At 36.0% G+C, this 24,624-nt stretch carries 25 protein-coding genes; 16 read left to right on the top strand and 9 right to left on the bottom strand.

Translation table 11 applies throughout. The features are described 5' to 3' along the window. Positions 1 to 5 precede the first annotated feature (5 nt). From BLQ00_RS07850 to BLQ00_RS07840, 3 genes are all read right to left on the bottom strand, one after another. Entirely contained in the window at positions 6 to 3,176 is a 3,171-nt protein-coding gene (locus BLQ00_RS07850) for a cytochrome c biogenesis protein CcsA (protein WP_093142798.1), read from the bottom strand. 76 nt (positions 3,177 to 3,252) lie between these two features. Beyond that, complete coding sequence (locus BLQ00_RS07845) at positions 3,253 to 3,648, bottom strand: group III truncated hemoglobin (RefSeq protein ID WP_093142796.1); 396 nt, start codon at positions 3,646 to 3,648, stop codon at positions 3,253 to 3,255. A gap of 4 nt (positions 3,649 to 3,652) precedes the next feature. Then, on the bottom strand, positions 3,653 to 3,943 hold the full coding sequence (locus tag BLQ00_RS07840; RefSeq protein WP_229792607.1) for a hypothetical protein: 291 nt from the start codon (positions 3,941 to 3,943) through the stop codon (positions 3,653 to 3,655). Positions 3,944 to 3,978: 35 nt separating this feature from the next. On the opposite strand from BLQ00_RS07840, the gene BLQ00_RS07835 reads away from it, so the two are divergent. The 8 genes from BLQ00_RS07835 (at position 3,979) to BLQ00_RS07800 (ending at position 12,504) form a co-directional block, all read left to right on the top strand. Beyond that, entirely contained in the window at positions 3,979 to 4,602 is a 624-nt protein-coding gene (locus BLQ00_RS07835; protein ID WP_229792608.1) for a Crp/Fnr family transcriptional regulator, read from the top strand. Positions 4,603 to 4,630: 28 nt separating this feature from the next. Next, entirely contained in the window at positions 4,631 to 5,407 is a 777-nt protein-coding gene (locus BLQ00_RS07830; protein ID WP_093142792.1) for a Rossmann-like and DUF2520 domain-containing protein, read from the top strand. Beyond that, entirely contained in the window at positions 5,391 to 5,924 is a 534-nt protein-coding gene (locus BLQ00_RS07825; RefSeq protein WP_093142789.1) for a KdsC family phosphatase, read from the top strand. Before BLQ00_RS07830 ends, BLQ00_RS07825 begins: the two co-directional genes overlap by 17 nt. Positions 5,925 to 5,927: 3 nt before the next feature. After that, positions 5,928 to 6,839 (top strand): geranylgeranylglycerol-phosphate geranylgeranyltransferase, encoded by a 912-nt coding sequence (locus BLQ00_RS07820; protein WP_093142787.1) that lies wholly within the window; start codon positions 5,928 to 5,930, stop codon positions 6,837 to 6,839. Positions 6,840 to 6,898: 59 nt separating this feature from the next. Next, positions 6,899 to 7,495, top strand: coding sequence for a Maf family nucleotide pyrophosphatase (locus BLQ00_RS07815; RefSeq protein ID WP_093142783.1), 597 nt, complete (start codon positions 6,899 to 6,901; stop codon positions 7,493 to 7,495). A gap of 40 nt (positions 7,496 to 7,535) precedes the next feature. After that, positions 7,536 to 8,105: a mechanosensitive ion channel domain-containing protein gene (locus BLQ00_RS07810; RefSeq protein WP_093142781.1), complete on the top strand. Its 570-nt coding sequence runs from the start codon at positions 7,536 to 7,538 to the stop codon at positions 8,103 to 8,105. Between the two features lie 57 nt (positions 8,106 to 8,162). Then, on the top strand, positions 8,163 to 10,658 hold the full coding sequence (locus BLQ00_RS07805) for a PIG-L family deacetylase (protein WP_093142778.1): 2,496 nt from the start codon (positions 8,163 to 8,165) through the stop codon (positions 10,656 to 10,658). Between the two features lie 160 nt (positions 10,659 to 10,818). Then, the gene (locus tag BLQ00_RS07800) at positions 10,819 to 12,504 is read left to right on the top strand and encodes a sodium:solute symporter family protein (RefSeq protein ID WP_093142776.1); all 1,686 of its coding nucleotides are present in this window, start codon (positions 10,819 to 10,821) and stop codon (positions 12,502 to 12,504) included. A gap of 238 nt (positions 12,505 to 12,742) precedes the next feature. Here the strand turns inward: BLQ00_RS07800 and BLQ00_RS07795 are convergent, their stop codons facing one another. Next, positions 12,743 to 13,603 (bottom strand): DUF2911 domain-containing protein, encoded by an 861-nt coding sequence (locus BLQ00_RS07795; protein WP_093142773.1) that lies wholly within the window; start codon positions 13,601 to 13,603, stop codon positions 12,743 to 12,745. Positions 13,604 to 13,842: 239 nt separating this feature from the next. Here BLQ00_RS07795 and BLQ00_RS07790 point away from each other — a divergent pair, with 239 nt between their 5' ends. The 3 genes from BLQ00_RS07790 (at position 13,843) to BLQ00_RS07780 (ending at position 16,153) form a co-directional block, all read left to right on the top strand. Continuing rightward, complete coding sequence (locus BLQ00_RS07790; protein WP_093142770.1) at positions 13,843 to 15,144, top strand: cryptochrome/photolyase family protein; 1,302 nt, start codon at positions 13,843 to 13,845, stop codon at positions 15,142 to 15,144. A 107-nt stretch (positions 15,145 to 15,251) separates the two neighbouring features. Further along, positions 15,252 to 15,473, top strand: a complete 222-nt coding sequence (locus BLQ00_RS07785) for a (4Fe-4S)-binding protein (RefSeq protein ID WP_093142767.1) — start codon at positions 15,252 to 15,254, stop codon at positions 15,471 to 15,473. 104 nt (positions 15,474 to 15,577) lie between these two features. Continuing rightward, positions 15,578 to 16,153 carry a hypothetical protein gene (locus BLQ00_RS07780; protein WP_093142764.1) on the top strand — a complete coding sequence of 192 codons (576 nt, stop codon included), beginning with the start codon at positions 15,578 to 15,580 and terminating at the stop codon, positions 16,151 to 16,153. Between the two features lie 65 nt (positions 16,154 to 16,218). Here the strand turns inward: BLQ00_RS07780 and murA are convergent, their stop codons facing one another. The 3 genes from murA to BLQ00_RS07765 form a co-directional block, all read right to left on the bottom strand. Then, positions 16,219 to 17,532, bottom strand: coding sequence for a UDP-N-acetylglucosamine 1-carboxyvinyltransferase (gene murA / locus BLQ00_RS07775; protein ID WP_093142761.1), 1,314 nt, complete (start codon positions 17,530 to 17,532; stop codon positions 16,219 to 16,221). Between the two features lie 18 nt (positions 17,533 to 17,550). Beyond that, positions 17,551 to 18,216 carry a DUF4290 domain-containing protein gene (locus tag BLQ00_RS07770; protein ID WP_093142759.1) on the bottom strand — a complete coding sequence of 222 codons (666 nt, stop codon included), beginning with the start codon at positions 18,214 to 18,216 and terminating at the stop codon, positions 17,551 to 17,553. Positions 18,217 to 18,308: 92 nt separating this feature from the next. Further along, complete coding sequence (locus tag BLQ00_RS07765) at positions 18,309 to 18,599, bottom strand: DUF493 family protein (protein ID WP_093142756.1); 291 nt, start codon at positions 18,597 to 18,599, stop codon at positions 18,309 to 18,311. A gap of 110 nt (positions 18,600 to 18,709) precedes the next feature. Here BLQ00_RS07765 and BLQ00_RS07760 point away from each other — a divergent pair, with 110 nt between their 5' ends. The 5 genes from BLQ00_RS07760 to BLQ00_RS07740 all read left to right on the top strand — a co-directional run bounded on the left by BLQ00_RS07760 (position 18,710) and on the right by BLQ00_RS07740 (position 23,267). Beyond that, positions 18,710 to 19,258, top strand: coding sequence for an AAA family ATPase (locus BLQ00_RS07760; RefSeq protein ID WP_093142754.1), 549 nt, complete (start codon positions 18,710 to 18,712; stop codon positions 19,256 to 19,258). Continuing rightward, positions 19,255 to 21,150 carry a RecQ family ATP-dependent DNA helicase gene (locus BLQ00_RS07755; protein WP_093142751.1) on the top strand — a complete coding sequence of 632 codons (1,896 nt, stop codon included), beginning with the start codon at positions 19,255 to 19,257 and terminating at the stop codon, positions 21,148 to 21,150. The genes BLQ00_RS07760 and BLQ00_RS07755 overlap by 4 nt, the downstream gene beginning before the upstream one ends. A 12-nt stretch (positions 21,151 to 21,162) precedes the next feature. After that, a complete protein-coding gene (gene fmt, locus BLQ00_RS07750) occupies positions 21,163 to 22,110 on the top strand; it encodes a methionyl-tRNA formyltransferase (RefSeq protein ID WP_093142749.1) in 948 nt (315 codons plus the stop codon). A 180-nt stretch (positions 22,111 to 22,290) separates the two neighbouring features. Next, positions 22,291 to 22,563, top strand: coding sequence for an HU family DNA-binding protein (locus tag BLQ00_RS07745; RefSeq protein WP_093142746.1), 273 nt, complete (start codon positions 22,291 to 22,293; stop codon positions 22,561 to 22,563). A 143-nt stretch (positions 22,564 to 22,706) separates the two neighbouring features. After that, positions 22,707 to 23,267: a YqgE/AlgH family protein gene (locus tag BLQ00_RS07740; RefSeq protein WP_093142743.1), complete on the top strand. Its 561-nt coding sequence runs from the start codon at positions 22,707 to 22,709 to the stop codon at positions 23,265 to 23,267. Here the strand turns inward: BLQ00_RS07740 and BLQ00_RS07735 are convergent. Together BLQ00_RS07735 and BLQ00_RS07730 are read right to left on the bottom strand one after the other, a co-directional pair. Continuing rightward, positions 23,264 to 24,109, bottom strand: a complete 846-nt coding sequence (locus BLQ00_RS07735; RefSeq protein WP_093142741.1) for an aminotransferase class IV — start codon at positions 24,107 to 24,109, stop codon at positions 23,264 to 23,266. The genes BLQ00_RS07740 and BLQ00_RS07735 overlap by 4 nt on opposite strands. Positions 24,110 to 24,189: 80 nt before the next feature. Beyond that, positions 24,190 to 24,576 (bottom strand): START-like domain-containing protein, encoded by a 387-nt coding sequence (locus BLQ00_RS07730; RefSeq protein WP_093143924.1) that lies wholly within the window; start codon positions 24,574 to 24,576, stop codon positions 24,190 to 24,192. Positions 24,577 to 24,624 lie beyond the last annotated feature (48 nt).

Genomic DNA, 24,624 nt, shown 5'->3' with positions numbered 1-24,624 from the left:
AAAGCTTATCCTTTTTTTATGTAGTATTTTTTGTATCGTACATACGATATAACACTAAGTAACACTGCTCCTATTACAATATACCAAACAAATGTTGGTGTTGCAGGGGCATCTCCACTCGCATACGAATGCAAACCACTTAGATAGAAGTTAACTCCAAAATAGGTCATCATAATAGAGGCATATGCAAACATCGACATGACATTAAACAACCACTTTCCGCGAAGACCAGGTACCAAACGTGCATGAATTACAAAGGCGTAAATCATAATACTAATCAATGCCCACGTTTCTTTAGGGTCCCAACCCCAGTAACGCCCCCAACTCTCATTGGCCCATTGTCCTCCTAAAAAATTTCCAATGGTAAGCATGACAAGACCTACTGTAAGCGCCATTTCTGTCACCACAGTAATTTCTTTAATATTAAATTCCATTTTCTTTACATTGCCTTCCGTAGTAAAAATCATAAGAAACAACGAAGTCGCTCCTAAAATCATTCCTAAGGTAAACGGTCCGTAACTCCCTACAATAACAGCTACGTGAATCATTAACCAATAACTATCTAACACAGGCTGTAAGTTTGCAATAGCAGGGTCTAACCAGTTCTCGTGAGCTACCCATAATATTATTGCAGCCACAAAAGCTGTTGAAGCAATGGTTAAATCACTTCGTCTACCAAACGCAAGACCAAAAAACACGGTAGCCCAAGCCACATAAATAACAGACTCATAGGCGTCACTCCAAGGAGCGTGCCCACTAACATACCAACGTGCTATTAATCCGAGTGTCATTAAGATGAAGAACGTCCAAATAATGTATTTACAAATTGTAACTAATTTATTAACGACCTTCCCCTCTTTAAATATTTGAATAATTAAGAAGGTAAACATTAGAACACCAATAATTGCAAAATACTTATACAGGCGGTTAAAAACATCAACCTTATTGTATATCATTTCTGCTTTTATTTTTCCTTCGGAAGGAATTACGTCGCTTCCGTATTTATGCTGAAACTTGTTTAGTCCGATTAATATTTCGTCTGCTTCCGTGTAATCTCCTGTTTCTCTTGCTTTACTAAGAATTTGGAAGTATGCCGGAAGAATGGTTCGTGTAATGACAGAATCTGTTCCTTTAAAATTGGCTTCTTGTAATTCTGGAAACGAAACCCATTTATTATTTTCATCATCAGGAATAGGAAATATTTTCAGAATGGTTCCTGTTAATGCTTGATTCAGTACGTAATAATTCTCGTGTGCTTTCACAAAATCCTTTTCAAACTGATTTGGATTTGCCTTGTTTGTAGCTGCTTCTAAATACGGTTCTAATTTGTAATTTCCGCGTGCGTCAAACAAATCGACCAATGCTAATTGTTCTGTTCCTTCTGGAACTCCAGCGATATCACGAATACTATCGTTTCCTCTTTTCAGGGCGATTAATGGAACCTGAGACCACAATCTAGGAAATTCTGTCATAGAAATAAACACCTGATTGGCGTCTAAACCTTCGTAATGATCACTTCTACTCACTTTACGTAATAACTCACTTGCAAAAGTGTTGATAGGCTTCATTCGCCCATTATCCTGAATAATTAATTTTGCAAACTTTGCTGCGTGCTCTTTAGAAACCGCATTGGCAAATAACACTGAGTCTATTTCCTTCTTATACGTTTCAGAATGTGGATTGGTAGTTGGTTGTTGTGAGTAACCCGTTAAGGCAACTAAAAGTGCTGCTATAGAAAGTGCTTTACGTTTCTTCTTTTTAATATTGGTTAGTGTTTTTTCTAAAAATCCAAAACGAGATCCTTTGTCAAATAAAATAGCCATTAAACCAATATACAATAAGAAATATCCAATATAGGTAATCCAAGTTCCCCAGAAATCGTGATTTACAGACAAAATGGTTCCTTGCTCGTCCGGATCAAATCCTGATTGAAAAAAACGATAGCCTTCTAAATCTAATACGTGGTTCATATAAATTTCTTCATCTTTAGTTTCATTAGATGGAAGGTTGACAGTCACTTTACTTTTAAAGGCAGAATAACCTTTTTCAGTTCCTGGATATTTATCGGCGATAAAATCATTCAGTGTAATACTAAAGGGTAAATCGTATTGCTCAGACCCGTAAGCTAAATATACTTTAAGGTTTCCTATTGCTACTTCTTTCGGATTTGGAAGTGTTCCCTTCCCTCCTAGTAAGCCAACCGTTTTTGTTTCTCCTTTTGCTGTAACATCGACAATTAATGCGTCTTGAATAGCATTATCAGCTTTTTCAGCTTTTACAATGCCGAAAGTTCCTTTTGTTACAGGCTCAGGAATTACAAACGACATACCAGCCATTTGATATAAAGAGCGAAGCACTAAAGGTTGTACACTATCTTGAACTACCACGCCACGCATCTGATCTGCCATTCGCATGTATTCACCTTCAAATGGAGATGCTATCTGATAGTTTCCATCTTCAGTAACTGTTATATTAATTGCGCCTGCCGTTTCCTTATTAAATGAAAATAGAATGTTATGGATATTTTCTACTTCTCCTTTTTTAAGCCAATGATCGTGACGACTCCCATCTCCTGCTTCTACAATTTTAAGGTAGTCATCTCCTGTTTCAGAAAAAGTTAATCCTTCTTTTGCACCTTTAATAAAGTCTTTATAAGTGATGGTGACTGGCTCCTTATTATAATCGGTTTTAATTGTAAAATCATTCGATAATCGTTCAGAAAGCATTAACTCCTTAGGAGCTACTTTACGACGTTGTGCTACACCATCTATTTCATAATCTCCATCTATAAATGTAGTAAGGTAGGTTTCTTGCGACAAGATTGTATTTTCGGTAGCGCCTTCTCTAATGTGCATAACACCTTCAAACCCTATGTAACGTGTTACAAAAGCACCTATTAAAATTAAGATGAACGAAGCGTGTAATAAAAGAGTTGTCCATTTCTCTTTTCGTAATAATCGGAATCTAAAAATGTTTCCAATAAAGTTGATCACAAATATCAACATGATGGCTTCAAACCACCAAGCGTTATAAATTAATACTCGTGTATAAGCCGAAGGTGCGTTCTCGTACCCTACATCTAAGAAGGTTCCGATAGCCATTGCAGCGGCAAAAACTAAAAATAAAATTGAAGTAAGACGAGTGGAAAAAAGGATAGAAGCAATTTTCTTTTGCATTATAGCGAATTTTGGGTGCAAATTTAGACAATTACAACCGTTTTTACTACTTAAAATTGTTAAGGAATTCCTCTTTTTAACTCTTTATAGCGCGAGCTTCAAATATTTTAATATGCAAAAAAGTCCCCATGTTTCTAGCTCTATTTTTTGCGATTAGAGCCACATCCCCTTCAAACAATTGGTCTAAGGTTTCAAACCAGAGCTGCAACCAAACACCAAAATGCATTTCGTTTATCGTTCCGCCTACTTTTTTATCTACTTCAGCATGTTTTAGCATTGGATTGCCTTTGTAAGTTTTTTCAAAAAATAAATTGCTCTGCCAAAAATCGGTTAAATGTTCAAAATGATGCTCCCAGTCTGTGATCACTGAATTAAAAACAGGTCCGAGTAATTCATTCTTTCGAACTTTTTCATAAAATGTAGTGACCAATAAAAACACATCTTCTCGATTTTTAATATCTTCTTTTTTCATAGACTTACAACAAGTTAATAATGATTAACACTGTATTTACCCCCAAACTTACAACTAATAACCAAAAGGTAAGGTTTGATTTTAATTGCGCCAACAATGCTGCATTGTACAACATACACGTTGCTACACATAAAAATAGTTCGATTCCGGTAAGGAACGAAGTACCATTTTCTAAAACAAGCATTGCTGCTATAGACCCCAAACAGCTTTGAAATATAATAGTTAACGGGATATACATAAATCGATTGTAATTAAACGCTGCTATTAAATCTTTCGTTCTAAATGCTTTCATCATTTAATTTCGTTAATTTTATCGTAAAGTTCTGATAAATGCCCCTCATAGTTTATGAGGCTAATCATACCATTATGATTCCTGAAGAAACCTTACTCAAACACCAAGCGATTCGTGTCTCTTTTGAAGAAAATGAAGTTATTTTTTCTGAAAATAAGAGAGCCGATTTTTATTTTCAAATTCAGACAGGTGGCGTAAAAATGTACAACCTCAACGAAAACGGAAAAGAATTTGTGCAAGGCATCTTTTATGATGGTGAAAGCTTTGGCGAGCCTCCATTATTTGGTGATTTTAAATACCCTGCCTCCGCTAGTACGATTTCAAAAACAACGCTTTTTAAAATTGGGAAAAAGAACTTTTTTGAACTTCTAAAAGTAAACTTCGACCTTCATTTACATATTACCAGTACATTATCCAACCGACTTCGTTACAAATCGATGATCTTAAACGAAATCTCTGTACATCCTCCAGAACATCGAATCGTCGCTTTCATCGATTTTCTGAAACAAAAAGAAGGAATTACCACCAAATACAAGCTAGATTTAACCCGTCAACAAATTGCTAATCTTACAGGTTTACGTGTAGAAACCATTATACGTGCTTGCAAACAACTGGAACAAGACGGCGAAATTGAAATTATTAAACATAAAATCTACCGCTAAAAAACAGTAAAAGTTTTACCTTCGCTATATGATTCGAATTGTTTTTTTAGGCTTTGGAAACGTAGGATATCACTTGTGTAACGCATTTCAGAAATCCAATACTGTTTCTGTTTGTCAGGTGTATAATCGAAGTGTCATTTCACTTCCTTCGGAAGTTGCCACTGTTCCGTTTACGACACATCTTTCAGAAATAGTAAAAGCCGATGTGTACATCATTGCGATTCCAGACGATGCGATTGCTGCATTTTCTGAAACACTTTCGTTTCAGAATAAATTAGTGGTACATACTTCTGGAAGTGTTCCGTTAACGGCTCTTTCAGAAAAAAATAGAAAAGGGGTTTTTTACCCATTGCAATCCTTCTCAAAAAACAGCGTCGTCACTTTCAGCGAAATTCCTATTTGTATTGAAGCTGAAGAAGCTTCAGATATAGTTCTACTGCAAACTTTAGGCGAAGCACTTTCAGAAAAAGTAACTGTAATCACTTCCGAAGAACGATTAAAACTACATCTAGCGGCTGTATTTGTCAACAATTTCGTAAATCACATGTACAGTATTAGTAGCGCTATTTTGGAAGAAAATCAACTTCCGTTCAGCTTACTACAACCACTTATTGCTGAAACAGCTCGTAAAGTTGAAACCTTAACGCCAGACGAAGCGCAAACAGGTCCGGCAAAACGAAACGATACCAAAACAATAGAAAAACACCTACATTTGTTAGGAAACGGCTCCAACAGAACCGTATATCAAGAAATAACCAAAGCCATTCAAGAAAAATACAACCCACCCCATGGAAAAAAGCTATAAAGAATACCTCAACCATATTACCACCTTTGTTTTTGATGTAGATGGTGTTTTAACCGACGGAACAATCACCGTAACCACTACGGGCGAATTATTGCGTACCATGAATATTAAAGATGGGTATGCTTTAAAAACGGCTGTAGATAAAGGATATCATGTGTGTATTATCTCTGGAGGAAATAATGAAGGGGTTCGTGTTCGTTTAAAAGGCTTGGGAATTACCGACATTCATTTAGGAGCGCATCATAAAACCGAAACCCTACAAACATATTTAACCGAAAAAGGGCTAAAGCATGAAAACGTGCTCTATATGGGCGATGACATTCCAGATTTACAAGTAATGCAACAAATAGGATTGCCTTGTTCACCACAAGATGCCGTTCCAGAAATTAAGGAAGTTTCTAAATATGTATCTCATAAAAATGGTGGAAAAGGCTGTGTTAGAGACGTGATTGAGCAAGTACTTAAAGTGCAAGGCAAATGGATTAGCAACGGTGAATCTAGCGCTGCTTACAATTAATTCGTGGCTTTTTTAAACCTCATCCGTTACAAAAACCTCATCATAATTAGCTTGATGCAGGTTTTTATTAAATACGGCTTTTTTGAAGCATTACACATTCCATTAGCACTTACCGATCTGCAATTTGCGCTATTGGTTGTAGCAACTGTCTTTATCGCTGCTGCCGGAAATATCATCAACGATTGTTTTGATATACCCATCGATTTAATTAACAAACCATCTAAGGTAATTATTGGAAAACGCATTTCTGAAACCACCGCAAATCGACTTTACTTTACCTTAACCATTTTAGGTGTAGGTATTGGGTTTTACCTTGCCAACGTGGTCGGAAAACCTACGTTTGCCTCTCTTTTTGTTATTATTGCTGCGTTGCTGTATTTTTATTCATCAACCCTAAAAGGAGTATTCCTTATTGGAAATATTTTAGTTTCTGTATTGGTGGCACTAAGTGTCCTTATTGTAGGGATTTTTGACGTTCTGCCAGTTCTAAACCCGAACGACAAGGTACTGCAACTAAAAGCCATGCAAGTAGTATTTCATTATGCCACATTTGCTTTTCTTCTCAATTTAATTCGAGAGATTGTAAAAGACATTCAGGATATTAATGGTGACAAAAACGGAGGACTACAGACCATTCCTATTGTAATTGGTAGAACAAGAGCTACCTATATTATCTTTGGCTTAGCAGCTTTCACCATATGTTGTGTGGTGCTTTATATGTACACCTATTTATACAGCACGCAAGCGATGGTGATTTATTTCCTATTCTTAGTAATGGCACCTTTACTCTATTTTTGTGTAAAATCGTTTAGTGCTGAGCGGCCTAAAGATTATGCTTTTTTATCTTTGCTTCTGAAAGGTATTCTATGTACAGGAATGATTTCGATGCTATTGTACAAGCACGTTGTGTTATAGTAGAACTGACGCACGTATCTAACTGAGCCTATCGAAGTATTTTTCATAAACCATACACTATGCTAAAAGAAAAATTAAAGAATTACAATATCATTCTTGCATCTGGTTCTCCTAGAAGACAACAATTTTTTGAAGAATTAGACATCAATTTCACCATTGACGTAAGAGAAGTGGAAGAAGTCTATCCTGCTCAAATTGGAGACGGTGCTAAGATTACAGATTACCTCGCACAACTTAAAGCTTCTGCTTTTAAGGATCTTTCAGAAAGAGATATTGTAATTACCAGCGATACTATTGTTTGGAAAGATGGAAAAGCCCTTGGCAAACCTTTAGACAAAGAAGACGCAACGCAAATGCTTCAGAACTTAAGTGGTTCTGTTCATGAAGTAATTACGTCTGTGTGTTTTACCAACAAACACTTTCAGAAAACCATTAACGACACCACCAAAGTTTGGTTTAAAACTCTTACTGAAGAAGAAATTGCATATTACCTAAATACGTATCAACCGTATGATAAAGCTGGAAGCTATGGTGTTCAGGAATGGATTGGTTATATTGGGATTGATCGTTTAGAAGGTTCTTATTTTAATGTTATGGGACTTCCCACACGATTGGTGTATAAAACACTATTAGAAATTGCAGCTAGACCATTTTAGCGTAAATTTGTAGTTCATTCAGTTCGTAATAGATAAAAGTATGTTTCTAGAAGTTTACGCCTCACAAATTATCCTTACCCTTATTCACATTTCCCTTTTTGTTATTACACGTTGGGTAATGATTCGAATTGTAAAGCGTTTTGCTAAAAACTCGGAACGCGTAGAGCATCGCACGGGATTGATTATTAAATATATTGACTTCGGAACCATTTTCTTGCTTATTTTAGGACTTATCCTAATTTGGGGAGTGGATGTTAAAAACCTTGGCGTTGTTATGTCTTCTGTTTTTGCAGTGATAGGCGTTGGTTTTTTTGCGCAATGGTCTATCTTATGTAATATTACAAGCGGAGTGATTATGTTTTTTACCTTTCCCTACAAAATTGGAGATTTTATAAAAATCCACGATAAAGATTTCCCCAACGAAGGAATTATTGAGGATATAAAAACCTTCCATCTTATTTTAAAAACAAATCAAGGGGAAATAATTACATACCCTAATAGTTTGATGCTTCAAAAAGGAGTTTCCGTTATAAAAGTTGAAGATATTCCTGAGTATACTTCGGAAGAAGACGAACTCGATCAAAATGTTAAAGAACAGCCAATAGATTAATCTAGTTTTCGATTTTGGGTATATTTGAGTCTTACTGAAAAATTCAAAATAGCATCCATGCGAAATATCTACATCCTACTACTAAGTAGTATCTTAAGCATAACCACCTTACAAGCACAACAACCCAAAAAACCAACCGCTTCCGAAGTATACGCACAGCTAGAAAAGTTAAACTTTTTAGGTACTGCTCTATACATTGCTGCACATCCAGACGACGAGAATACGAGACTTATCTCCTACCTTGCCAATGATGTAAAGGCGAATACAACTTATTTGTCACTTACTCGTGGCGATGGAGGACAAAACCTTGTAGGACCAGAAATTAGAGAACTTTTAGGAGTGATTCGTACGCAAGAGTTACTCGCAGCAAGGCGTACCGATGGCGGACAACAAGTTTTTACACGTGCCAACGATTTTGGATATTCTAAACATCCAGACGAAACACTTGCCATTTGGAACAAAAAAGAAGTACTAAGCGATGTGGTTCGCGCGATTCGAAAAATTAAACCTGATGTGATTGTAAATCGATTTGATCACCGCAGTCCAGGAAGTACTCACGGACACCACACCTCTTCGGCCATGTTAAGTGTTGAAGCATTCGACATGGTAAATGACCCTACGCAATATCCTGAAACCGCTAAAGAGTTTGGAACATGGAAACCAAAACGATTGTTATTTAATACCTCATGGTGGTTCTACGGAAGTAAAGAAAAGTTTGAAAAAGCGGACAAATCAAAATTAGTGACGGTTGAAACTGGAAACTATTATCCAACTGTAGGTTTGTCAAATGGTGAAATTGCTTCGTTGAGTAGAAGTATGCACAAATCGCAAGGATTCGGAAGTACTGGATCTAGAGGAACAGAAAATGAATACTTAGAATTTTTAAAAGGTGATTTTCCTAAAAATAATGATCTTTTCGACGGAATTAACACCACTTGGACTCGCATTGAAGGCGGTGCTCCCATTGGTGCTATTTTAACGGAGGTGCAAAATAACTTCGACTTTAAAAATCCTGCAGCGAGTGTCCCACAATTAGCGAAAGCATACAGTTTATTACAAAACCTTCCCGAAGGTTATTGGAAAGACATCAAATTAAAAGAAATTACACAACTTATTTCAGATTGTTCAGGATTGTACCTTGAAGCTGTTGCCAACGAACAAAGCACCACGCCAAAAGGGAATGTAACTGTTACAATTGAAGCCATCAACAGATCGAACGCTGCCATCAGCTTAAACTCGGTTACCTCACCTATTATTCAGTTTCCGTCGCAATTACGCGCTACCGACTTAACAAACAACAAAAGTGTAACCTTAGAAAGCACAGAAGGCACCTTTACAGCCACTAACTATTCGGCTCCGTATTGGTTAAACGAAAAAGGAACTTTAGGAATGTACAAGGTTGCAGACGCTTCTTTAATTGGACTACCCGAACAAACCTATCAATTTCCAGTATCTTTTAACTTGACTGTAGAAGGTGTTGAAATTCCGATGGTACGAAACATTGTGTACAAATTCAACGACCCTGTAAAAGGAGAGGTCTTTCGTCCGTTTCAAGTATTACCAGAAGCAACAGCTAGCATTCCGGAAAAAGTATTAATTTTTGCCACCAACGATGCAAAACAGATTCCGGTAAAAGTAAGAGCTGGAAGAGCCAATATTACAGGAACCGTTACACTTCAGCATCCTAAAGGTTGGATTGTTTCTCCTGCACAACATACGTTTAGTTTAGCGCGTATGGGCGAAGAACAAACTGTGTTTTTTACAGTAACCCCACCTAAAGACCAAAGTGAAGGAGAATTGAAACCCTTGGTACACCTAGGTGATGCCTTTTACAATAAAGAATTGGTTACTATAGATTATGACCATATTCCATTTCAAAGTGTTTTATTGCCTTCGGAAGCGAAAATAGTACGCATTAATATTCAGAAAAAAGGAGAACATATCGGGTACATTAATGGTGCTGGTGATGCAATTCCTGAAAGTTTGAAACAAATTGGATATAAGGTAACAACAATAGATCCTTCAGAAATAACGGAAGAAAACCTAAAACAGTTCGATGCGATTGTCGTGGGAATTAGAGCGTATAACACAGTTCCAGAATTAGCCTTTACGCAGAACACTTTTAATACCTATGTAGAAAATGGCGGAACACTACTGCTTCAGTACAACACGAATCGCAGATTGGTTACTGATGCTATTGCACCATATCCTTTAGAACTTTCCAGAGATCGTGTTACCGATGAATTTTCCGAAGTAAAACTACTTGAACCGAAACATGCCGTTTTAAACACACCAAATAAAATCACACAAAAAGATTTTGAAGGCTGGGTGCAAGAACGCGGATTGTATTTCCCGAACGAATGGGACAAGGCATTTACACCAATCCTTGGAATGCACGATAAAGACTATCCGCAAACCAAAGGGTCGTTATTAGTTGCGAACTACGGAAAAGGGCATTATATTTATACAGGACTGAGCTTTTTTAGAGAATTACCTGCTGGAGTTCCCGGTGCGTATCGACTATTCGCTAATTTACTGTCTTTAGGAAAATAATCACGTTAAAATCTGCCGTCTGGTACCCTTATGGAAAATGATTCTGTTGTAGAAGAAGTGAAAGACAAATTTGTCTGGAAAATGAAATACACCCTTGTTTTACTGTTTAATGCAGGCTATATCTTTTTGTTTTATCTGTTAATGAAAAGTTACGCTTAATATGGGGCAGATAGATTGGATTATCCTTATAGGAACGTTACTTTTTATTGTTTTATATGGTACGTATAAGTCGCGAGGCAGCAAAAACGTTACCGACTATTTAAAAGGCGGAAACGAATCTCGTTGGTGGACTATCGGACTAAGTGTAATGGCTACTCAAGCAAGTGCTATTACTTTTTTATCAACTCCAGGACAGGCGTTTCATAGCGGAATGGGTTTTGTGCAATTCTATTTTGGATTGCCAATTGCTATGGTGGTTATTTGTTTGGTATTTATTCCTATTTACCATCGTCTTAATGTATTTACCGCCTACGAATACCTCGAAACGCGTTTCGATTTAAAAACCAGAACTCTAACCGCTATTTTATTTTTAATTCAACGTGGGTTGGCGGCAGGAATCACCATTTTTGCACCTTCTATTATCTTATCGGCAGTATTGGGATGGAACCTTGTGTACTTAAACATTATTATTGGAGTCTTGGTGATTATCTATACAGTAAGTGGAGGAACCAAGGCCGTAAGTGTGACTCAGAAACAACAAATGGGCGTCATTTTCGCGGGAATGTTTATGGCTTTCTTAATTATTCTGAATTACCTTCCTCTCGACATTACATTCGATAAAGCCTTAGACATTGCAGGAGCCAACGGGAAAATGGACATTCTAGACTTTTCGTTCGATTTTGAAAATCGATACACCTTTTGGAGTGGAATTATTGGAGGAAGCTTTCTAGCCCTCTCCTACTTCGGTACAGATCAAAGTCAGGTGCAACGGTACCTTTCAGGAAAATCGGTAAAGGAAAGTCAGATGGGCTTAATTTTTAACGGCTTGCTGAAAGTACCGATGCAGTTTTTCATCTTATTGGTCGGAGTGATGGTTTTTGTTTTTTATCAATTTAATAGTTCTCCTTTAAACTTTAATCCTTCCGTTGTAAAAGCAGTAATGGCTTCGGAATATGCTTCAGAATACCAAGCGTTAGAAGATCAAAAAGCGAGTATTGAACAGCAACTTAAGAAAAAGCAAATTACCTATGCTCGTGCGCATGCTTCGGCTGAAAAAGACGCTTTATTAGTAGAAATTTCAACATTAAACAATTCGGAAACCGCCTTACGAGAAGAAGCCAAAGTTGTCATCAAAAAAGCGAATCCGAATGCACAAATCAACGATAAGGATTATGTGTTTATCCATTTTATACTACACAACCTTCCTCGCGGATTAATAGGCTTGCTCTTGGCGGTAATATTAAGCGCTGCCATGTCATCAACTGCTTCCGAATTGAATGCTTTAGGTTCTACAACCGCTATCGACTTATACAAGCGTAATGTTGCCAATAAAGATGATAAACATTATGTGCACGCTTCCAAATGGTTTACACTATTATGGGGAGTAATTGCAATCGGTGTAGCGTGTGTTGCCGACTTGTTTGATAATTTAATTCAGTTAGTAAATATTATTGGTTCCATTTTCTACGGAAACGTATTAGGTATTTTCTTACTGGCGTTCTTCTTTAAATTTATTAAAGGTCAAGCTGTATTTATAGCCGCATTAATTACACAAGCCATTGTTATTTATATCTGGTGGATTGACTTAATGCCGTATTTATGGTTGAATGTGGTAGGATGTTTCATAGTTATTACCATCGCTATATTGTTACAAGTAGCAATTCCGAAAAAGAAAGTACGCGCTTAACAATTAAAAGAAGAACATAAAAATCTTTGATATTAAATTTGAGAGTAGACTGATGCGCTTTTGCAAAGAACGTAACTACTTTATCCACATTCATTGAGTACACTTAAAATAGTACTAAAGCAGCCTTATAATAGCACTACTATTACAAACAATCCTCACAAAAAGGGTCCTCAAAATTAAAGCATAAAAAAAGCCTCTTACAAATGTAAGAGGCTTTTTTCTGATGGTATAAATAAGTCTATTTGTCAATAGAAGGTCTACCTTCCCACACATTAATAGACTTAGTATTCATAGTAACATAATCGTTGTTTCCAGCTTCTTTAGCAAGTTTCAATGATTTTTTAGCAGCTTCAATAGCTCCTTTTTTATCTCCTGCTTTTGCATATATTAAAGATTGTTGTCTGTATTGCCAGAATGCAGGACTATCGCTCATGTTAATAGCTTTATCAATCCAAGTTTTAGCTTTATTGATGTCTTTTCCTGATTCTAAATAGTAAACTGCAGCAGCATAGTAATCTCTTGCTCCAGGTCCGTTCATTACGTTATCAATAGAAGCAGATACAGCTTCATCAGTACCAAATTTAATAGGTACACCAACGTATGTTTTTTCCCAAAGGATTCCAAGTACAGCAGAATCATTTGTTAAGTCGTCGAAAGACATTGTGAATGATTGAATATCCATTGGCATTGGATACACTTGAGCAGAAACAGTTGCTGCTACTTTGCTTTCATCCCATTTTTTTGGAGTTCCAGAGTTATTTGCATCGCTGTAAAAGATAACATCCCAATTTGATAATGCAGGTCTTGTGTAAATCGCATAACTACCTGCTTTTAGAGTCTTACCTCCTATTACTACATCATCACTAAATGTAATTTTAGTATTTGCATTTGCTCCTGTACGCCAAATTTCACCAAAAGGAACAAGATCTCCGAAAATTGTTCTTCCACGCATTGCTGGACGAGAATATTCTAGAGTTACATCAGTTAAACCAACTTTTTGCTCAATTTTTTGAAATGGGCTTGGAGCTGGAGTTTCAATTTGTGCTTGTGCTGTAATACCCAAAGACATTACAAAAGCGAAAAGAAGTATTTTTTTCATATTTAATAGTTTTTATAAGTTATAGCGAAGTTACGACACCATTGTTTTTTAATAGTTAACAAAACCTTAAAATAGACGGCTAATAACCATAGTCTGTTTGCAGATTGAAGCACCAAATCCCTAAAGCTATTAAGTCTTTTTTGCCGTTAAAACCTGTAAAACAATAAAATTAAAAATGTTAACTATTTTTTATGTTTAATATTACAGGTATTTCGTGAAACAAAAACTATCTTTGCTTTGTGAAACAGCAAGTTACAGTATTTTGGTTTAGGAGAGATTTACGATTAGAAGACAATGTAGGTCTTTTCGAGGCACTTCAGAAGGAAGCCCCAGTTCTTCCAATATTTATTTTTGATTCAAACATACTCAATGAGCTTCCCAAAGATGATGCTCGAATTACCTTTATTTATCAAACCCTTCAAAAATTACAGAAATCTTTACAAGAATTTGGTAGTTCTCTTTCTATTTTCTACGGAAACCCTATTGATGTATTTAAAAGAATAATTACAGAATATACGGTAGAAAATGTGTTTTTCAATCATGATTATGAACAGTATGCGATAGAACGTGATACTCTTATAAAATCATTTTTAATTAAAATGAAAATCACTTATAAAACCTATAAGGATCACGTTATTTTTGAAAAAGATGAAGTTGTAAAAGCAGACAAGAGTCCGTATATTGTTTACACACCTTACATGAAACTTTGGAAGAAAAAGTTTTCAGAATTAAAAACATTGAAACCACACACCCTAACAGATCTTCCTTCCAATTTTTTACAGCTAAAGAAAACTCCAACCATCACCTTAAAACAGCTAGGTTTAGAAGAATCTACTATAAAAGTGGCTGATTACGATTGTTCTTCAGACTTAATACAACATTATAAAGAGACTAGAGATTATCCATTACACAACACTTCAAATCTAGGTCCGCATTTGCGATTTGGTACTGTGAGTATTCGCAATATTGTTTTAAAAGCTGCTTCAGAAACAGAAGAAGTATTCTTAAACGAATTAATATGGAGAGAGTTTTTTATTCAAATACTTTGGCATTTTCCCAAAACAGTAACCGATGCCTTTAAACCTGCCTACGATTATATTAATTGGAGAAATAATGAAACAGAGTTTAATCACTGGAAAGCAGGAACAACAGGATATCCATTAGTAGATGCTGGAATGCGACAACTAGCACAAACAGGTACCATGCACAACCGTGTGAGAATGGTTGTCGCTAGTTTTTTATGCAAGCACTTACTTATTGATTGGCGCTGGGGTGAAGCTTATTTTGCTGAAAAATTACTAGATTACGAACAAGCTAGTAATGTAGGAAATTGGCAATGGGCTGCTGGAAGTGGTGTAGACGCTGCCCCCTATTTTCGAATTTTTAATCCCACCACACAACTTGACAAATTTGATAAAGATAGACTTTATGTAAAAAAGTGGGTGGAGGAATATGGAACTGAAACATATCCACAACCGATTGTAGACCATAAAGAAGCTCGTGAGCGTTGCCTTTCTTCTTACAAGAAAGCATTAAATTAACATTTAACACTTTTAAAATCAACATTTTGCGCTTTTTATCGGATTTTTTTATATATTTAACCGATATATGATACACATATTCATACATAACCCCAAAATGTATACTTATGGAAACCCCCGCTACAATGTTCACCAATGGTGAAATTACCGTTACTTATGAACCAAAAAAGTGCATAAATGCTGAGAAATGTGCCAAAGGCCTTTCAAATGTATTTAGAACAACTGTGATTCCGTGGATTGATTTGAATGGAGCTCCTACTCACAAAATTATGACACAGGTAAAAAAATGTCCATCAGGAGCACTTAATTACTGTAGGAATAAGGATTAAACCTTGTTAAAAAAAAATTAATTACTTCGTATCTTTGGGTTGTTTCACACAATTTTTCTACTCTTGCGGTGTTAAATTAGCAAAACAGACCTAACGAGATAATTATGCAAACCAACGTTTTTACCCTATTACTTTTTTTCACCTTTTCTTCAGTATTTTATGCTCAAGAAAAAACAAACACTATTGAAGACCAATTTACAGATGTAATTGAAGGATCTAATAGCTATCAAGAATTTAAAGTAATTAAAAAAACAGAGATTAATACGTTACGAAAAAATGTACTTGACTCTGTTTCTGCATTAGAACTTAAAATTGAAACCGCTAATTCTGAAATTGAAAAGCAAAAAAGTGAGATTAATACACTTACTGAAAATTTAAGTACCACTAAAAAAGAGTTAGTCATTTCTAAAGAAAAAGAGGATGGTATTGAGCTTTTTGGAGTAATTACACAAAAATCAACTTACAACACTATACTGTGGTCAATTATTATTGGCTTATTAGTGATACTTGCATTTCTATTTATTAAATACAAAAACAGTCACGGAGTAACAAAAGCTGCCAAATTAAAACTAGCAGAAACAGAAGCTGATTTTGAAGCACACCGTCAAAAAACATTGACAAATGAGCAACAATTAAGAAGAAAACTTCAAGACGAAATAAATAAAAACAGAAGTGTATAATTACATTTTTCTGCATAAAAAAAGCCACCAAATTGGTGGCTTTTTTTATTTTTTATACGGTATGTTTATGAGTCTAGTCTTGTAATTTTAGCTCCTATTGCACGTAATCTTTCATCTATATTTTCGTACCCACGATCTATTTGCTCTATGTTATGAATGGTACTTGTTCCTTTCGCAGATAAAGCAGCAATCAGTAATGAAATACCTGCTCTAATATCTGGAGAAACCATTGTGGTAGCTTTTAAGCTCGATTGGAAGTTATGTCCAATCACTGTAGCTCTGTGTGGATCGCATAAAATAATTTTTGCGCCCATATCAATCAATTTATCCACAAAAAACAAACGACTTTCAAACATTTTTTGATGTATCAGCACACTTCCTTTTGCTTGCGTACAAACCACCAATACAATGCTCAATAAATCTGGCGTAAATCCAGGCCAAGGAGCATCTGCAACAGTTAAAATAGAGCCGTCAATATATCCTTGTATTTCGTATTCTTTATGCGAAGGAATGTATATGTCATCTCCTCGCTTCTCTAAGGTAATTCCTAGCTTTCTAAAGGTATCTGGAATGATCCCTAAATTTTCCCAACTTACATCTTTAATTGTAATTTCACTATGCGTCATAGCAGCAAGACCAATCCAGCTACCAATCTCAATCATATCTGGCAAAATACGATGTGTACAACCTCCTAGAGATTCAACACCTTCAATTACTAATAAATTAGAGCCCACACCTTTAATGTTTGCGCCCATCGAGTTTAGCATATTACAAAGCTGCTGTAAATAAGGTTCACACGCAGCATTATAGATCGTAGTTGTTCCTTTTGCAAGTACAGCTGCCATCACAATATTAGCAGTTCCTGTTACAGAAGCTTGGTCTAATAACATGTACGCACCCGTTAATCCTTCAGGAGCTTCTACGCCGTAAAAACGTTCTTCTTTATTATAACGAAAAGTTGCTCCTAGTTTGATAAAACCTTCAAAATGCGTATCCAAACGTCTTCTTCCAATTTTATCGCCTCCAGGTCGTGGAATGTATCCTTTTCCGAAGCGAGCTAACAAAGGCCCCACAATCATGATAGAACCACGAAGTGAACTTCCTTCTTCTTTAAATAACTCAGACTCTAAGTATTCTAGTTTCAGATCGTCTGCGATAAACGCATACTTTCCTTTTCCTAATTTTTGAATTTTTACACCTAGATTTCCTAAGATTCCAATTAACTTGTTTACATCTCTAATATCAGGGATGTTCTCAATGATAACTTCATCTGGTGTTAATAATACAGCACAAAGAATTTGTAGGGCTTCATTTTTAGCTCCTTGTGGACGTATTTCTCCTTTTAGTTTATGCCCACCTTCTATTTGAAAAGTTCCCATAAATACTGATACAATGTTTTAGTAACGCTTACGATTAGAGTTTCGGTTGTTATTGTTGCTGTTTTTGTAATTCTTTTTATTTGAAGAGTTTGAATTACTAGTATAACGCTTTTTAACTTTTAATAGGTTTGAAGCATCTGAAAGATCTTCATTGCTATTTTTAAGATTTAACTTTCCATCAGAAAGCTCGTATAAATGATTAAAAATGACATCATCTTCTACCGTATCTTTATTCCAATTAAGGAAACACTTCTTCATGTGATTGGCAATTGTTAATACCAATCCTTCTTTTTTATCACCTTCTTCCCAGCTTACAGCAACATCTATCATACGTTTGATATTGTTTCCGTAAAATCGGTATCTAGGAAAATTTTGAGGATACTCTAAGGGCTCAGGACGTTCTGATAATTCTTCTCGTGTCGGAATTGGATACGGAGAGTCTACATCTAATTTAAAATCAGATATAATAAACAGTTGATCCCACAACATCGGTTGAAAATCTGGAATATCACGCAAATGCGGATTCAGATTTCCCATGACAGCAATAATACTTTTTGCCAATTTATTACGCTTCTCTCTATCTTCTGTTGCTACCGCCTGATCTACCATTTTTTGAATATGTCTACCATATTCAGGAATGATCAGCTTAGGCCTTTCTGTATTGTATTCTATATTATCTATCAAAATTTGTAATTTAAAATAAGGGGGTATTTAGTTGCTCTCGTGTCTCTTTAACTACAAAGAGGAGCAAGAATTTGGAACGCAAAGTACTAAATTTATAGAGAAATAACGCCCTCTACGTTAGAAACTTCAAGATATTTTTTTATAACATCGTCTGGCGAATCCATCGTTACCTTAATAGATACACTTGTATAGGTTCCTTTTGACGAATCTCTAGTGTTAATTACTGCATCAGTACCGTCAAAAATAACTTCAATTTCTGCAATTTTCTCTAGACTCGCAGGAACAATAAATTTATACAAATAAGGCGCAGGCCAAACCGTATCTCCTTCTAATTGGGTTCGCAATCTATCGTAAAACTCTGTTGTTTTTTTGTCATCTTTCATAAAACAATCTACTATTTTAATTCAATATTGTTTAATACAAAGGTACGCTTTCAGTATCAATATTTATTTACGAACTTTGCCCTACTTAGTATTTCATTAAAACCTAACGATTGAAAACAAAAAGAATTGTTATTTCTGGTGGTCCCGGCTCTGGAAAAACAACCCTTATTTCCCATTTAGAAAGCGAAGGTCATACCTGCATGCATGAAGTTTCGAGAGCTGTAATTCATGAAGCTCAGAAACAAGGTATTGATCAGTTATTCTTAACCAATCCCATCCTTTTTAGCCAAAAGCTACTAGAAGGAAGGCTTCAGCAATTTCTAGATGCTTCAAAATACAATGAGCTTCCGTTTATTTTTTACGATCGCGGAATGCCCGATGTAACTGCCTACATGGATTTTATCGACAGCCATTATCCTGAAAACTTTTCAGAAACCTGTTCTATAAATAAATATGACATAATTTTTTTACTTCCGCCTTGGGAAGAAATTTATACACAAGATAACGAACGTTACGAATCGTTTGAACAAGCCGAAAAAATATATCATTTTTTACTGAAAGGCTATCAAAGTTATGGATACAATGTGATTGAAGTACCCGTTGGCACCGTTGAAGATCGCATTGCTTACATTCATAAACAACTGAAGCAATTATTGTGATAACACCGCTACAAATTCTTGAAAAATATTGGGGTTTCTCTTCTTTTAAATCAAAACAAGAAGAAATTATCACCTCAGTATTAGACGGGAAAGATACTGTAGCATTGTTGCCCACTGGCGGCGGAAAATCTATTTGCTTTCAAGTTCCCGCATTAACACTGGACGGAATTTGCATCGTAGTTTCTCCTTTGGTCGCTTTAATGACAGACCAAGTAAAAAACCTACAACAAAAAGGAATAAAAGCCCTAGCCATTAGCGGCGGAATCTCATTTAACGAATTAAGCACTTTATTAGACAATGCGCTCTACGGAAACTATAAGTTTTTATACCTCTCTCCCGAGCGTCTACAGCAAGAAATAGTACAAAACGTCATCAAGCAGATGCATGTGAATTGCATTGCTGTAGATGAAGCACATTGTATTTCGCAATGGGGAAACGATTTTCGACCTGCCTATAAAAACATTGTCCTTTTACGACAATTACATCCTTTAGTTCCCATAATTGCAGTAACGGCAACGGCAACTCCAACCGTACTTCAAGACACTATTGAACAACTTACTTTAGAACTCCCTAATGTTGTAAAAGATTCGTTTACACGAAAAAATATTTCGTATCAAGTTCTTAAAGAAACCGACAAATTATACCGCTTACAACAACTGCTTCAGAAAAATACAGGATCGGCCATTGTATACGTCCGAAGTAGAAAGAGCGCCGCAGAAGTTAGTCAGCAACTCAACTCCTTAGGCATTTCAAGCACTTTTTATCACGGCGGGATTTCGGTTGTTGACAAAAACAAACGCCTAGACGATTGGCGCAACGGTCGTGTTTCTACCATGGTTGCCACCAATGCATTCGGAATGGGAATAGACCATCCTACAGTTCGGTTTGTGGTTCATATTCAATTACCAGAGAGTATTGAAAGTTATTTTCAAGAAGCTGGACGCGCCGGACGAGATGGAAATCCTGCAACAGCGATTATATTGTATAGCGATTACGACAAAACTATTTTACAACGACAATTTATAGATTCGCTGCCTACTCCCTCAGACGTAAAGAAATTATACCGTACCCTTCATAATTATTTCCACATTCCGTACGGTGAAGGTGAATTTACACAACACAGTTTCAGTTTTTCAGAATTTTGCAAAACCTATAAACTAAATAGCATACATACGTATAATGGGCTCACCACCTTAGATCGTTTGGGGATTATTCAACTTTCAAAAGAGTTTGGCCGAAAATCTAGTATTCGATTTATTGTCTCTTCGGAAAGACTACTCTCCTATTTTAGCACCGATGTGCAAGCTTCTGTAATAGGTAAAACCATTCTACGGCTTTACGGCGGCATTTTTGAAACCCCTACTGGCGTTAATCTTGATCTTGTGGTCAAAAAATCGGGACAACACATCAACGATGTCATTTCGGTGTTAAAGAAAATGGAACGCGACCTCTTGTTAGAACTCACATTACACGTCACAGACGCTTCCCTTACATTTTTAGTGCCACGCGAAGACGATAAAACAATTAATGTGGTTGCGAAAGAGATCAACGTTTTGAATGACAAAAAGAAAGCGCAAGTTACTTCTGTACTCGCGTATATAGAAAATACGTCGGAATGCAGAAGCCTTCAGTTGGTGCATTATTTTGGAGAAGAAAATACGGTTCCCTGCGGAATCTGTTCTGTTTGTGCTTCGGAAACTTCCGAAGTCACCAAAAAAGAGGCCGTTGCTATTTCAGAAAAAATTAAAGTACTTTTAAAAGAAGCACCACGAAGTTCACGAGAACTTTCAGAAAAACTTACCTTTACAGAAGCAAAAATAACCACTGTTTTGCACCTTTTAATCGCTGCTGAAGCCGTTAAACTAAATTCAAAAAATCAATATTATATTTAATTCAAATACCCTGTGAGAGATTTACGTATTGTTTTCCTAGGAACTCCCGATTTTGCGGTTGGGATTTTAAAAAAATTAATCGCTGAGCAAAAAAACATTGTCGGCGTAATTACTGCGCCAGATAGACCTGCAGGTCGCGGACGTAAATTAATGGGTTCTGCCGTGAAAGAATATGCCGTTTCTCAAAACCTACCTGTGCTTCAACCTACCAATTTAAAGAATGAAGATTTTTTAAACGAGTTAAAGGCGTTGAATGCAAATCTTCAGATTATTGTGGCATTCCGTATGCTTCCGAAGGTAGTTTGGGCATTACCAGAATACGGTACATTTAACCTTCACGCATCCATTTTACCTCAATATAGAGGAGCAGCTCCTATTAACTGGGCAATTATTAATGGTGAAACTGAAACAGGAGTGACTACCTTTTTTATTGACGAAAAAATCGACACAGGTGCCATTATCGCAACTTCAAAAACACACATATCCGAAAGAGAGACCGTTGGAACGCTACACGACACTTTAATGAAGTTAGGAAGCGACTTAGTAGTACAAACTGTGGCCATGATTGAAGCCGACACAGTAACGACCAAAGTTCAAGAAACAACGGAAACTTTAAAAGACGCGCCAAAACTTACACCAGACAATACAAAAATAGACTGGAACAAATCGGCTGCAACCATAGATGCTTTGGTTAGAGGATTATCGCCTTATCCTGTAGCGTGGTGTCATTTAGAAAATGGCGAAGCAGCTGTAAAAGTAAAAATTTACAATACCACGTTTGAAATTGAGCAACATTCCAATGAAATTGGGACATTACTAGCGACCAAAAAAGAATTAAAAGTGGCTGTAAAAGACGGCTATATTTTAATACATGAAATGCAACTCCCTGGAAAAAGAAAAATGGAGGTTTCAGCACTTTTAAATGGATATTCTTTTAATGAAGAAGCAAAAGTATTGTAAAGCCTTACTATCATTGATATCACAAAAAATAGCAAAAAAGAGTAGGGTTTATTAACAAACGCCCGAAGTTATTAACAAAAACGCCGATTTGCTGCGCTATTACTTGCTTGAATGGATAATCCTTTTAAATTTGTAAAGCAAATAAATCAATTTTAATCAATATTTTAATTTAAACAAACTATGAACAAATCAGATTTAATCGAAGCTATGGCAGCAGATGCTGGAGTAACTAAAGCAGCAGCGAAAAAAGCATTAGAGTCTTTCTTAGGTAACGTACAAGGGTCACTTAAAAAAGGAAACAGAGTATCATTAGTAGGTTTCGGATCTTGGTCAGTTTCTAAAAGAGCTGCAAGAGAAGGAAGAAACCCTCAAACAGGAAAAACAATTAAAATTGCTGCTAAAAAAGTAGTTAAATTTAAAGCAGGTTCAGAATTACAAAGTAGTGTAAACTAGGTTGTAATTAATAATTTTAGTTCAAAAACCGTCTAAATTCTGATATTTAGACGGTTTTTTATTTGTACGAATTTTAGACGTTGCCAATATTAAATTGGATATTAACATTTATTTGGTTAGATTTAAATAACTAAACCAAAAAAATGACAACGCTAAAACCAACCAAAGGGGTGCTTCTCGTGGCAGAACCATCCATTATTGGAGATGTTTCTTTTAACAGATCTGTGGTATTGTTAGCGGAATTTAATGAAAATGGATCTGTAGGATTCATACTTAACAAACCGCTAGAATACAAATTAAAAGACTTTATCCCCGAAGTTAGTTCTAACTTAAAAGTCTACAACGGAGGTCCTGTAGAACAAGACAATCTCTATTTTATTCACCGAATTCCGGAAATCATTCCCGATAGCATTGAAATTTCCAATGGTATTTATTGGGGAGGCGATTTTAGGGCAATTTTAGGATTGCTCCAGGAAGACAAACTAAAAGAAGACCAAATTCGTTTTTTTCTTGGCTATTCAGGCTGGGCTAACGAACAGTTAGAACAAGAGCTAGAAGTTAATAGCTGGGTTGTAATTCCGAATGAATACAAAAACGATATTATTGGAAAAACCGACACTAATTTTTGGAAAGAGAAAATGATTGAGTTTGGAGGAGACTATGTAATATGGTCTAATGCTCCAGAGAATCCTTCTTTCAATTAAGTTAGTCTCGCTTTTAGATTTAATTTCGCCAGCAGTTCTTTTGCAACGGTGTTTGAAAATTCCTTTTTACGATATTTTGTAATGGGCTGGATTCCTGTGATTACATTTGTCACAAAAATTTCATCTGCTTTTTGTAGTTCAAACGGGGAAACGGAAGCTTCCTCAAAGGTATAGTCGGGCAATTGCTTTCCCATGGCTAGTATTTGTTTTCTTGTAATTCCGTTCAAGCAACCATCGGTAAGTGGTGGCGTTTTAATGGTAGTGCCTTTTACTAAAAAGATGTTTCCGTTTAACGCTTCCACTACTTGCTTTTTCTCATTGAGTAAAAAACAGTTTTTATAATCGTTTTCTTCAGCAAAAATACTTCCCAACACATTTATGACTCTATTATTCGATTTTAAGGTCGCTAAAAGTCCAGAAGTGATATAGTGGTCTTTAAACAATTCGACTTCGTAAGAAGACTCGTTAAGGGTATAAAAAGGGGTTTGTAATGCTTCACATGAAATTAAAAAATGAACATCGTTTGTTTTAGGTGTGTACTTCCCTCCTTCTTTTCGCCAAACTAATATTTTAACTCGTATGGCATTATTGGCTGCATCAAGTGTTTCGACTGTTTTCTTTACCTCTTCTTCTAAAAACTCTAGTGTAAAGTTCATCGGAATTTCCATTCGAAGAATTCGCATTGAAGCCATTAAGCGAAAGTAATGGTCTTCCCAAAAGAAAATCTTACCTCCAGAATATCGTAGTGTTTCAAATACCGCATCGCCATATTCGAGTCCGCGATTGTGGACGCCAAGTTGTACTTCATTTTCAGGAGCTAGTGTACCGTTAAAATTTACCATAAAAAAACTGTCCCGTTAATGGGACAGTGCAAAGATATTATATTTTAAGCCTTCTGTGAAGGCTTATGATTGGAATCTAGTTAAGAAGATCCTAAAATTTGTTTTAATTCGGAAACCATATTCTCCCAAAGCATTTTACCTTCTTCTACTTCATCTTCTTCCGCAAAGTCGGTAATCATCAAAGAAACATCTTTCGTGATTTCGTCCACTTGAATACGCAATTCGAAATAAAAGTCGGTTCCTTCATCTTCAAGCCATCGAAACTTAATTCGTTCTGGGCTTTTTTTACTTAATAGTTTTGCTTCCTCTTCACTTTCAGACCAAATAAATGTAAAAAATTCTCCTCTAGAGTTCACATTATCAGCATACCATTCAGACATTCCTGATGGTGTTGAAATATACTGGTATAAAAGCGCTGGAGATACCTGTATAGGGAACTCCATTTCGTATTTTACTTTTTCGTCCATAGTCATTTTTAGTTGAGCCCAATATATAGATTTAATTACAAACTTAAA

The organism is Ulvibacter litoralis (assembly GCF_900102055.1).
Taxonomy (GTDB): Bacteria; Bacteroidota; Bacteroidia; order Flavobacteriales; family Flavobacteriaceae; genus Ulvibacter; species Ulvibacter litoralis.
The sequence above is the reverse complement of the archived record's forward strand: the minus strand, read 5'-3'. Positions and strand labels throughout refer to the sequence as shown.

Bases quoted from the DNA above. Each gene is read 5' to 3' on its own strand.
- BLQ00_RS07850 (WP_093142798.1), bottom strand. From the start codon at position 3,176: ATGCAAAAGAAAATTGCTTCTATCCTTTTTTCCACTCGTCTTACTTCA.
- BLQ00_RS07845 (WP_093142796.1), bottom strand. From the start codon at position 3,648: ATGAAAAAAGAAGATATTAAAAATCGAGAAGATGTGTTTTTATTGGTC.
- BLQ00_RS07840 (WP_229792607.1), bottom strand. From the start codon at position 3,943: ATGATGAAAGCATTTAGAACGAAAGATTTAATAGCAGCGTTTAATTAC.
- BLQ00_RS07835 (WP_229792608.1), top strand. From the start codon at position 3,979: ATGCCCCTCATAGTTTATGAGGCTAATCATACCATTATGATTCCTGAA.
- BLQ00_RS07830 (WP_093142792.1), top strand. From the start codon at position 4,631: ATGATTCGAATTGTTTTTTTAGGCTTTGGAAACGTAGGATATCACTTG.
- BLQ00_RS07825 (WP_093142789.1), top strand. From the start codon at position 5,391: ATGGAAAAAAGCTATAAAGAATACCTCAACCATATTACCACCTTTGTT.
- BLQ00_RS07815 (WP_093142783.1), top strand. From the start codon at position 6,899: ATGCTAAAAGAAAAATTAAAGAATTACAATATCATTCTTGCATCTGGT.
- BLQ00_RS07810 (WP_093142781.1), top strand. From the start codon at position 7,536: ATGTTTCTAGAAGTTTACGCCTCACAAATTATCCTTACCCTTATTCAC.
- BLQ00_RS07805 (WP_093142778.1), top strand. From the start codon at position 8,163: ATGCGAAATATCTACATCCTACTACTAAGTAGTATCTTAAGCATAACC.
- BLQ00_RS07800 (WP_093142776.1), top strand. From the start codon at position 10,819: ATGGGGCAGATAGATTGGATTATCCTTATAGGAACGTTACTTTTTATT.
- BLQ00_RS07795 (WP_093142773.1), bottom strand. From the start codon at position 13,603: ATGAAAAAAATACTTCTTTTCGCTTTTGTAATGTCTTTGGGTATTACA.
- BLQ00_RS07785 (WP_093142767.1), top strand. From the start codon at position 15,252: ATGGAAACCCCCGCTACAATGTTCACCAATGGTGAAATTACCGTTACT.
- BLQ00_RS07780 (WP_093142764.1), top strand. From the start codon at position 15,578: ATGCAAACCAACGTTTTTACCCTATTACTTTTTTTCACCTTTTCTTCA.
- murA (WP_093142761.1), bottom strand. From the start codon at position 17,532: ATGGGAACTTTTCAAATAGAAGGTGGGCATAAACTAAAAGGAGAAATA.
- BLQ00_RS07765 (WP_093142756.1), bottom strand. From the start codon at position 18,599: ATGAAAGATGACAAAAAAACAACAGAGTTTTACGATAGATTGCGAACC.
- BLQ00_RS07745 (WP_093142746.1), top strand. From the start codon at position 22,291: ATGAACAAATCAGATTTAATCGAAGCTATGGCAGCAGATGCTGGAGTA.
- BLQ00_RS07740 (WP_093142743.1), top strand. From the start codon at position 22,707: ATGACAACGCTAAAACCAACCAAAGGGGTGCTTCTCGTGGCAGAACCA.
- BLQ00_RS07735 (WP_093142741.1), bottom strand. From the start codon at position 24,109: ATGGTAAATTTTAACGGTACACTAGCTCCTGAAAATGAAGTACAACTT.
- BLQ00_RS07730 (WP_093143924.1), bottom strand. From the start codon at position 24,576: ATGGACGAAAAAGTAAAATACGAAATGGAGTTCCCTATACAGGTATCT.